This is a genomic window from Acetivibrio straminisolvens JCM 21531, assembly GCF_000521465.1.
Taxonomy (GTDB): domain Bacteria; phylum Bacillota; class Clostridia; order Acetivibrionales; family Acetivibrionaceae; genus Hungateiclostridium; species Hungateiclostridium straminisolvens.
In genome coordinates this window covers 1-10,436 of record NZ_BAVR01000090.1, presented here as the reverse complement: position 1 = coordinate 10,436, position 10,436 = coordinate 1, and the positions used below count along the sequence as shown (strand labels likewise).

Genomic DNA, 10,436 nt, shown 5'->3' with positions numbered 1-10,436 from the left:
TACCTGCTTCACGTCTCCGACCACCGGTATCGTGACATCGATATTCTTGCCTATCTCCGCAGGGTCGATGTCAATATGAACTATCTGCTTTTTCTTTGCAATTTGCTGAGGATTGCTTATTGCCCTATCAGCAACCCTTGCCCCGATAATAATCAACAAGTCCGCATTATTCACAGCATAATTAGCGGTATATACCCCATAAGTTCCAAGCATTCCCAAGTTGAGATCATAATCATACGGTACAGCTCCAATACCCATTAACGTCATAACAACAGGTATTCCGCACTTTTTAGAAAGCTCAAAAAGCTCCCCGGCGGCATTGGAATTAATTACTCCTCCCCGGCGCATATAATTGGCCTTTGTGCCTTTTCAATAGCTTGAGCAATCTTTTTAATCTGAAGAGAATGGCCTTTTAAATTTGGCTTGTAACCTTTTATATCAACATTTTCCGGGTAATCAAAATTAATTTCCTTTGTCTGTACATCTATAGGTACGTCGATAAGAACCGGACCCGGCCTTCCTGTCGATGCTATATAAAAGGCCTCCTTTAGCACACGGGGCAAATCCTTTGCGTTTTTCACCAAATAATTGTGCTTGCAGAAAGGATCTGTTGCACCGGTAATATCAGCCTCCTGGAACACGTCCCTGCCTATCAGCTCCGAGTTAACCTGCCCGGTAATAGCCACCAAAGGGGTTGAATCCATATACGCATCGGCAATACCTGTAATAAGGTTGGTCGCTCCAGGTCCCGATGTAGCAACACATACACCGACTCTTCCGTTGTCCTGGCATATCCGCTGGCAGCATGGGCAGCTCCCTGTTCATGCCTGGTAAGTATATGCTTTATGTTAGATTCCATTAGTGCATCGTAGAAAGGACAAATTGCAGCTCCCGGATAACCGAAAACAACTTCCACACCTTCCAATTCCAAAGCCTTTACAATAGCCTGTGCACCTGAAAGTTTCATAATCGCCACCCTCTTATATACTAAGCTATAAATATATAAAGCTAGTAAACAAATTTATCCAGCAAACAAATTTATAAAATTAAACCCCCTCATCTCCGCAAACACGTTCTACTGTCCGCAGGGACGAAGGGATTGTCCAACGTGGTACCACCCTGTTTCAACATACTTTTATGTATGCCCTCAGTGGGTATATTCCCCATATACCCTGACTGTAACGTGAAGTCAACGTCATTGCCTACTTAGATTTCGGCAATGAAGCTCCGGAACGAGTTATACATGCATGTCATGCGCTGATTTCCACCTGCCACCAGCTCTCTTTGGCAATCAAATGCATCTTTATTCCATCACAGCATGTATCCATATAATTGAGTATAATTGATAAACATTTTATCAACGCACATACATAAAGTCAACACGTTTTTTATCAAATACCAAGCCCAATTTTAATGTATTTTATCTTATACATATGGGCACTAATACCGGACTTTATCCTGTTTTTGCTCCCACTCTCTAAAAGCTTCAAGGCAGGTATCCCTGTCCATCTGCACGAAACTTACTCTTTTCTCGTCAGCTTCTCCCTTTATAACATCATATATATAATTGTCGTCAAAACCTATTTTTGCGGCATCTTCCCGGGTACAACCATAATACACTTTTTTATCTTTGCCCAATGAATGGCTGCAAAACACATCGGACACGGCTCACAGGAAGAATACAATTCGCAGTCTCCCAGGTCAAATCGGGAAAGTTCCTTAGCTGCCTTTCTAATCGCAATCATTTCTGCATGGTCTGTAGGATCATTGTTCTTTATGACCTCGTTATGCGCCCGGGCAATAATCTCATTGTTCCTGACTATTACCGCTCCAAAGGGGCCTCCATGGTTGTCCCTCATCCCTGCCACAGCCTCTTTAACAGCCTCTTTCATAAAATCATTCATAGTATTGTCCCATCCTGAAAATTTTTCGGTTCTTTCTCCCGAAACTTTCTCTATACTTAATATTACCATAATTTAAAGGAAATTTGTATATCCTTGTGTGTTATTTTTCTTATATAAAATTCTAAATCAATACTCTATTTTCGCTTTTACCCTCAATTTTTCCTATGCTGTAGCCATAACAAAAGGATTGATACATGGCTGATACAATCAATTCCCGCAGATACTCCCTTTCTGCTTCGTCAAGACCTACGTCCATAACTTTAATAAAGTCCTTTATTTTCTCGGATGCAATCTTGCCCATGGCTTCCCTCGTTCCGGTAAACTCATTCAGCAGCTTGCTTCTGCCCTGTTTTAAATATTCTTTTATCATTTTTTCAAAACTATTTTTATCCTGTATTTTCCTGTTCGTGTTCATTTATAGCACCTTCCATGTAAAAATGTTTTTCAATGCAAGTCTTTCCATTTTTACATGAAGGATATACCAATAATCTTGTACAATTCATTAAAATCATTAAAGAGTGATACTTTTCTACCTTGTAACAAGTCCGTCTTTTTCCTTTGCAGAAAGCTTGATTTGGACGGTCTGGGGTTTACCGTCGCTGATATGCTTTATGGTCACGACATCCCCGGGATTCTTAGAATAAATGACACATCTTAACTGCATCATCGTACTTATTTCCTCCCCGTCAATCTGAGTCATGATGCAACCTACCCGTATTCCACTCTTATAAGCCGGTCCGTTTTCGTCTACATTTGCCACATACACCCCGTTTTGTACCTTACGTTCCCGTCAATATAGGAAATAATGTCTTTGTCATAGGCAAAAACCCCAAGGTATGGCTCAATAAACTCTCCTGTATTTGCATACTTATTAATTATGGGAATTGCCACATTAATAGGTACGGCAAAGCCTATCCCTTCCGCACTGGCCACTTTTACCGTATTGATTCCCACCACTTCACCTTTGGCGTTCAAAAGCGGTCCGCCGCTGTTTCCGGGATTTATGCTGGCATCGGTTTGAATAAGGCCTTCCATATAATTTCTACCTTGCTCGGTATCAATTTGTATAGTTCTGTTCAAGGCACTGATAATACCCGAAGTCACTGTCCTCTGGAACTGAAGCCCCAAGGGATTTCCGATAGCAATTGCAGTTTCTCCCACTTTAAGCCTTGTGGCATCTCCCAACGGTATTGTCGGAAGCCCTTCCGCTTGTATTTTTACCACCGCCAAATCCAATACGGAGTCGGACCAAACTGTTACTCCGTCTAAGTTTTTCCCGTCGGCCAGCGAAACAACAATCCTTTTGCTTTTTCCTCCCGCCACATGGTGATTGGTAAGGATATATCCGTTAGGAGTTACTATTACTCCCGAGCCTACACCCCACTCCTGGGCAGCATTGGGATTAAATATTGAACTGCTGTCAACCTTAAGCACAGAAATCCCTACCACAGCCCTTGATGCATTTTCCGCAACATTCTGTATTGTATTACCGGTTTCACTGTTTATATCATTGGTTTGTTCTGCTTTAATCTGCTGTGGACTGGGCATTTCAATCCCAGTACCCCCCTGAGGTGTTTGGGGAGCCGTATTTCGCTTTCCGTTTATAAAGCCCGTAACAGAGAAAATCAATAAAAGTCCCACGCCTAAAGACGTCAGAAGTGATGTTGCAAATATGGTGAAAAAACCGTTTTTCTCTTTGCTTCTTCCAAACATAGTACCATCCTTTTAGAGTTTTTATTTCTAGTATTTCAACAAAACCCTAAAAGAATTCAAAAAACAGACTTTTTTGATGAATTTTATGAGTTTTCCTCTATTGTGCGTATAATTTTCTTGACACTCTTTTCAAACTTCGGCCGCGGAAGCATAACCTGATGCTGACAGCCAGACACTTTATTTTAAAGTCAGCACCCACCCGGGTTATTTCCCATTGCTTGCTGCCGCACGGATGCTGTTTTTTCAGCTCTACAATTTCTCCTATACAGTATTTATGCTCCATGCTGTTCTCCTCCTTCTGTGCTATCCAATACCACTTTATATCTTTCAAAAAATTCTATATTTTCTTTGTCAAATTCTTCTTTTATTTTCTTCCTTATTTTTCTTTCCATCTCCCAGTGGGCACCGGGAACTGTCTTTGCAGTAATCCTAAGGGTGAAATTGTCCTTACCAAGCTCCGTAATTCCAAGGACTTTAGGTTCTTCAACTATAGTATCAAACTCCTTTGAAAAGCTCTTACAAACCCTGCCTGCTGCTTTAAAGGCTCTGTTTATATCCACTTTATAAGCTAACGGAATGTCGACAATAACAGTTTTATTTCCCCTTGAATGGTTTGTTACTTTTTTAATCTCTCCATTGGGAATGATGTGCAAATCTCCTCTAATATCCCTTACCTTTGTCACTCTCAGCTCAATCTCTTCTACGACTCCCGTCTTGCCTTCCAATGTTACATTTTCTCCGACACTATACTGGTTCTCAAATACAATAAAAGCACCGGATATAACATCCTTAATCAAGCTTTGTGCACCAAATCCTACAGCTATCCCGCCTATACCTGCAGCGGCCATTATTGACTGCAGATTCAGCGCATTTGTCAGAAGAGTGAGAATTGCGACCCCCGAAAGAATATATACTGTGTACCTGAACATACTCACCAAAAGCGTGGACATGGTATCAATTCTCTTGTTATCCAATTTACGTTTAAAAGTTTTTTGCTTTTCCAAGGCTTTTCTAATCATCTTGCTTCCGAATTTCGAAAGTAAAATAGCAACAACAAGTATTGCAATTATTTTAACTATCAAAACCAACGGATTGTATAATCCTCCCAGAATCATTTTCAAATTCTGAGGTATATCCGTAATCCATCGTATAATATCAGCCATCATTTTCGCTCTCCTCTTTACATAATCTCAACTTTGAATTAAATATAGCATACTGCTTTTTTATATTATTCTATATTAAATGCATTGGAAAAAGCAATGATGCGTATATAGTTAGAACGTTTTATTTCATAGTGCGGCAGTTTTCAAGAAAATACCCCGTATTCTCTTGTCAATACATGTTAAACATTTTTTGAACATGTTCTCAAAATAGAACAGTTTTTGACTTGTTTTGCAACATCCATAAGATGTATAATATAACCGAAGATGTAAAGGGAAAGTTTTTTTCCCTCTCTAATACCAGTTCCCGTAGTTATACGGGTTTTTTTTTAGTAAAAACACATCCACCACATTCAAAAAAAGCAGCAACGGATTTTATTCCGAAGCTGCTTCTTTTTATTTTCTGACACATGATTAATCATTTTGAAACTTGGACAAGGAATTAATAGCTATAAATCCCAAGATAAATGTAGCTACGGACATCAGACCGAACCCTATCCACCAAGCTGCACCCGCACTTTGAGGAATTGCAGGTAATATTTTGTCTCTAAAAATCTCCGTTGTGGAACCAAGTACAAATCCTATAATGGCACAATATGTTTGGTGAGGGAATGTATTTAATGTCCATTCGATTGGTTTTGTAATCAGGAAACTCCTATTAACGTTGCAATTCCCAATATTCCGATAAAGACAATATCAAAGTTAGTTATTGCCGCAAGCATAGAATCATACATACCCAATACCAGCAGCATGTGCGAAGTACTAATACCCGGAAGCACCAAAGCCAAAGCAATTACAATACCGGTCACCAATAACATCAAGTAATGAGTAATACCTGAACCGATACTAATATTGATACTTCTTGTAGGAATAAATCCAATGGATATCACAATAATAAAGCCCAGCAAAAAATAAATAACCGAAGATATTCTAAATGAGGATTCCTTCGTCTTTTTATACAGCGCAGGTATGCCGCCAACTACCGCACCTAAGAAAAATACGGATACAGCAACGGAAATTTTTCCAAAAGCCATTTTATTAAAAACGAGAGGGAGCAAATACCGGCACCGGCTCCAATACAAACCTTCATTAAAAATATAATATTTCCTTTGATGTCCTTTAAAAAATTGCTTACCGAACTAATCAACTTATCATAAATCCCCAGCAAAATGGCCATTGTGCCGCCGCTCACTCCGGGAACGCTCATAGATGAACCTATGATATAGCCTTTTAACATTAAAAGCAAGTCATCTTTAAACTTATTCTTCATGTACACAAACACACCTTTTATACTTTTATAACGGTGTGTACACCTCCTTTTTTCTATGCTCACTGATGAAAATTATAACATCATACACTTGATATGTAAATAACCATCTCCCTAAGTTTCCGTAGTTTTACAAAGAAGCTCGGGAAAATAGCTTTTATTTCACCTTTTCCTCGGTATCAATTATTCTTGCAAGATCAATATTGCCTCTGCTTTTCTTTACTTTGTTTATGGTCCTATTTATATATGCATAAAGCTTTTCTTCGAAAATCTCCTCCGTAGTTTCCTTATTCTCTATCATTGCCAAACCCTTTTCCCAACTGGCCGTAAGCGACGGACTCAAAAGCTCTTTAGCCGTCCTTCTAACCACCTCAACTATGGCCTCCCCCTTAAGGGTGGGGGTTACCACCTGAGTTTTGGAATTTATTTTTATATAACCAATATCCCTAAGTTTCTTTATTATTCCGGCACGAGTAGCAGAAGTACCGATTCCGCAGGTTTTTATCTGCTCCCTTAGTTCTTCATCCTCTATGAATTTTCCCGCCTTCTCCATGGTAATTATCAGCGAACCGTCGGTATACCGTGAAGGAGGCTTGGTTTCTTTTTCTTCAAGTTCAAATTCCTTAACCTCTGCCACTTCATTTTTTGCCAAGAGGTGTATGGGTATCTCCGTCAATTCCTCATCCTGCTTTGCCACACTGACCTCATAAACCTCTTTCCAGCCCGCTTCCTTAAGGGTTTTGGCATTGGAAACAAAAATTTCGTTATTCACTGCCGTCTCCACACGGACCGTATTGTATACCGCCGGAGGATAGAAGATTGCCAAGAACCTCTTTACAATAAGGTTGTACACATTTTTGGTATTGTCATCCATGCGTACGGTGTCGGCCGTTACATATGTAGGTATTATCGCATAGTGGTCCGTAACCTTGCTGTCGTCAACGTACCTTTTTGTAGACTTTGTGACCTTAAGGTCTCCCATTTCCTTTATCCTCAGCACATAATCTTTGTATTCCGGATTTTTATAAATCCCGTTCAAAACCTTGGGTATCTCATCAAGAACATCGGTTGAAAGTACTCTGCTGTCGGTCCTGGGGTAGGTAATTAGCTTCTTTTCATACAGCCATTGGGCAATTTCAAGAGTCTTGTCCACAGGAAGTTTAAACTTTTTGTTTGCCTCCGACTGAAGCTCCGCCAAATTAAATAAAAGGGGAGGCTGTTCTTTTTTTGTCTTAACCTCAACCTTCTTTATTTTTCCTGGATGCCCTTTCAGCTTTTCAATAACTTGCTCCGCTTCCTCGCGGCTTATATACTTTTCTTCATCGTCTGACTCCTTACTGTCCTTTTTCTCCTGAGGCACCCATTTGCCTTTGTATAAAAGATTGCTGTCGGAAGACAGAAACATTGCCGCTATGCCATAATGCTTTTTGGGCACAAAATTCCTTATCTCCTGCTCCCTGTCCACAACAAGTCCCAGCACGCATGTCATAACTCTACCGATTGCTATAACAGAGGCTTTGTTCTCCTTTAAAAGATCCGACACTTTTCTTCCATACAGGCAGGTATATATCCTGCTGAAATTCATTCCAAAGAGCCAATCCTCCTTGGCCCTGCTGTAGGCAGCTTTGGCCAGGGAATCATATTCGCTTATATCCTTTGCATTGCGAATACCTTCTTTTATGGCTTCTTCAGTTTGCGAAGATATCCACACTCTTTTTGCACTTTTATTACTTCCGCTCTGTTCATAAACAAGTCTGTAAATATATTCTCCCTCACGGCCGCTGTCGGTACATGCATATATAAGGTCTATATCCTCTCTCAGCATTAATGTCTTTATTGTCTCGAACTGCTTTTTTACACCTTCGTCATCAATGACAATATATTTGTATCGTTTGGGGATTATAGGTAAATCTTCCACCTTCCATTCCCGGTATTTTGGATCATAGGCATCAGGATATGCCATTGTGATAAGATGTCCAAAACACCATGTTACCACTGAGTGCTCCGACTCGGCATATCCTCTGCTTTTATCCTGCTTTGTAATTTTCATGCCCAGAACTTCCGCAAAACTTGCTGCCACTGAAGGCTTCTCCGTAATGTATAGTTTTTTACCCAATTCGTATCTCCTTATATATCAGTTTGTCATTATATATAAATTTATCTTCCAAACGCTTTAATATTATTTATTTTACATTAAACAAACAGTTGCTTCAACCGGGCAAAAAACGGTACATTCCTTGCATACAGCCGTTTACAGAACCGTCAAATGTCCTCTGGTCTTTATTCCCCCCACGCCTTTACTTCCTGATACTGTCAATTTGCTGACTTCCTCAGGAGTTACATAATTTTCTTTATTTGTAAGTGCAACTTTTTCCGACACAATGGCAGGGTCTAAAGCATTGATGTTTATTCTTCCCGGTGAGCTTGCGAAATTAGCTCCCGCCTGCATAATAGCTTCAAAATATGACTGACATGCTCCTGCAAATATACACAATTTATCGTAATCAGGCTGGTATTTTCTTGCCTCTTTAACGCATTCAATAAAGTATTTTGAGTTTCTGTAGCTGTCAATCAAGGCAGGATTTGCGCCTTTCTTCAAGCTGTCGTGACCTGTTACCACAAGGATGTCCGGTTTCGTTTCCATAAGAGCCCGTCTTATAATATTAGGCTGTTCACTCTCAGCCGCAAGGTATTCCCTGGATGTAATTCCTGCTTCCCTGTAAAGATTTTTGCACATTCTTAAATAACTCTCACTGGAATCAATGTGAAGAACCTTCCCGGGCTTCTGCCGGGGTTTACCAAACAAGAAACATCTGCCAGAAGGCATTGCCCTGTAAGCATTACTCCTTGCTCTTGTTAAATCCATCCTCAAATTAAGATTGGCACTTCTGGGGTCTTTCTTTACCAAATCGTCATCATATGCATCAACAATTATCCTGTAAAACAATCCCTCTAGAACATATACAGGCTTTAGAGAATCCTTGCTTTGAATATCAACTACCGTAAAGTAGATATCCTGACCATAGGATTTTCTTGTCACTATATCTCCAATATTTAATATTGACATAATAAACCCCCTAAAAAGATATTTGCATATTGCATAATATGCAAATAAATCTTTATAGGAGGCTTGTTGACATAAATTTTACACCTGAGACTTTATATAATTTTTATAACTTTATCTTATATCTTTGGCTTTATATAAAACTACAGATGTACCTTTTCTAATACTTTAGCAGCTTGCAAATAACCGTTACGGCTTCAGCTCTTGTTGTGAGTCCTTTAGGGTCAAACATATTGCCGGGCTTGCCAACCATCAACCCTTGAGATGTAACTGCTGCCACCGAATTCAATGCATATCCTGAAATATTGCTGCTATCGGCAAAAACCACATTTTTCGCCAAAGTTTCTGCGTCTTTTCCATGCCCTTTCTCTAAAAACTTGGCGATAACTACTGCCATATCCTGTCTGGTTATAGATTCATCCGGAGCAAAACTTCCGTCAGGTCTTCCAACAATTATACCAAAGGCTGCAGCAGCAGATACACTTTTATAATACCAATCCTTCTCATCAACGTCATTGAAATGCAATCCTGCTTCCATATAAGGAATTTTCAAGGAATTAACAATTATCTGCGTAAACTCTGCTCTGGTAATAGGCCTTCCGGGCATAAAGGCTTTTTCATTGACTCCTTTTACAATGCCTCCGTCATAAAGCTTGCGAATATACTCCTCTGCCAGTAGCCCTGGGGCACATCATCAAAAACTTCACCTTTTGTTTCATTTGATCCAAGCTCATTTTCTTTAAGCAAATCCTCCACCGATGAGAAAAACGGATTGCCGCTTTTCTCAGGAGTTGGTGTGGGCGACGGCAATACCTTAAGGAAAATATTTATACGGTATACCTTTGAGGTCTTTCCATCCTTTGAAACAACCCTGACAACCAGTTCGTTATTGCCGTTATTAAGCATAATAGCGTGAGATATACTTCCGTTTTCAACAGGAACACCATTTAAAGTAATTGCAGCATCCTCAACCGATGTATATGGAATAACGCATACAAGCCGCGTACCGTCCTCCACCGCTGCATCGTAATGCTGTATATCCGGGTCAAATGCAGGTCTAAGCTTTGCTCCTGTAACTATAAGGTCGGAAAGATACGGCTCCTTTTCCACCTCAAGGGTTGGAGTTGGTGTAAGCGTTGGTGTTGGCATCAGCGTCGGCGTCGGTGTTGGTTCTGGGGTCGATATTGGTATCGGTATCGGTTCTGGCGGCGGCGTTGGTGTTGGTTCCGGCGTCGGTGTCGGTGTTGGCGTTGGTTCCGGTGTCGGTGTCGGTGTTGGTTCCGGTGTTGGTGTCGGTGTTGGTTCCGGTGTCGGTGTTGGTGTCGGTG

6 protein-coding genes, 5 pseudogenes and 1 other annotated feature are annotated in these 10,436 nt (G+C 40.4%); all 11 genes and pseudogenes read right to left on the bottom strand.

The window, feature by feature from the left end:
* Nucleotides 1–967, bottom strand: a pseudogene (locus JCM21531_RS15930) (thiamine pyrophosphate-binding protein); the annotation flags it as partial.
* A gap of 116 nt (nucleotides 968–1,083) precedes the next feature.
* Nucleotides 1,084–1,324: a binding site (T-box leader), on the bottom strand.
* Between the two features lie 116 nt (nucleotides 1,325–1,440).
* Nucleotides 1,441–1,904 (bottom strand): annotated as a pseudogene (locus JCM21531_RS15925) (nucleoside deaminase).
* Nucleotides 1,905–2,025: 121 nt separating this feature from the next.
* A complete protein-coding gene (locus tag JCM21531_RS15920) occupies nucleotides 2,026–2,319 on the bottom strand; it encodes a hypothetical protein (RefSeq protein WP_038291303.1) in 294 nt (97 codons plus the stop codon).
* A 114-nt stretch (nucleotides 2,320–2,433) separates the two neighbouring features.
* Nucleotides 2,434–3,617 (bottom strand): annotated as a pseudogene (locus JCM21531_RS15915) (S1C family serine protease).
* Between the two features lie 83 nt (nucleotides 3,618–3,700).
* Nucleotides 3,701–3,900 (bottom strand): annotated as a pseudogene (locus JCM21531_RS15910) (DUF951 domain-containing protein).
* Complete coding sequence (locus JCM21531_RS15905; protein ID WP_094184830.1) at nucleotides 3,890–4,783, bottom strand: mechanosensitive ion channel family protein; 894 nt, start codon at nucleotides 4,781–4,783, stop codon at nucleotides 3,890–3,892. The pseudogene JCM21531_RS15910 and the gene JCM21531_RS15905 overlap by 11 nt, the downstream one beginning before the upstream one ends.
* A gap of 638 nt (nucleotides 4,784–5,421) precedes the next feature.
* Nucleotides 5,422–5,954 (bottom strand): annotated as a pseudogene (locus tag JCM21531_RS23035) (undecaprenyl phosphate translocase family protein).
* 247 nt (nucleotides 5,955–6,201) lie between these two features.
* Nucleotides 6,202–8,160, bottom strand: coding sequence for a DNA topoisomerase 3 (locus tag JCM21531_RS15895; RefSeq protein ID WP_038291301.1), 1,959 nt, complete (start codon nucleotides 8,158–8,160; stop codon nucleotides 6,202–6,204).
* Between the two features lie 135 nt (nucleotides 8,161–8,295).
* Entirely contained in the window at nucleotides 8,296–9,111 is an 816-nt protein-coding gene (locus tag JCM21531_RS15890) for a sporulation peptidase YabG (RefSeq protein WP_038291299.1), read from the bottom strand.
* A 157-nt stretch (nucleotides 9,112–9,268) separates the two neighbouring features.
* A complete protein-coding gene (locus tag JCM21531_RS23025; protein WP_162149323.1) occupies nucleotides 9,269–9,715 on the bottom strand; it encodes an S-layer homology domain-containing protein in 447 nt (148 codons plus the stop codon).
* Between the two features lie 23 nt (nucleotides 9,716–9,738).
* On the bottom strand, nucleotides 9,739–10,436 hold a 698-nt coding region (locus JCM21531_RS23015), incomplete at its 5' end, for a cadherin-like beta sandwich domain-containing protein (RefSeq protein ID WP_243467838.1).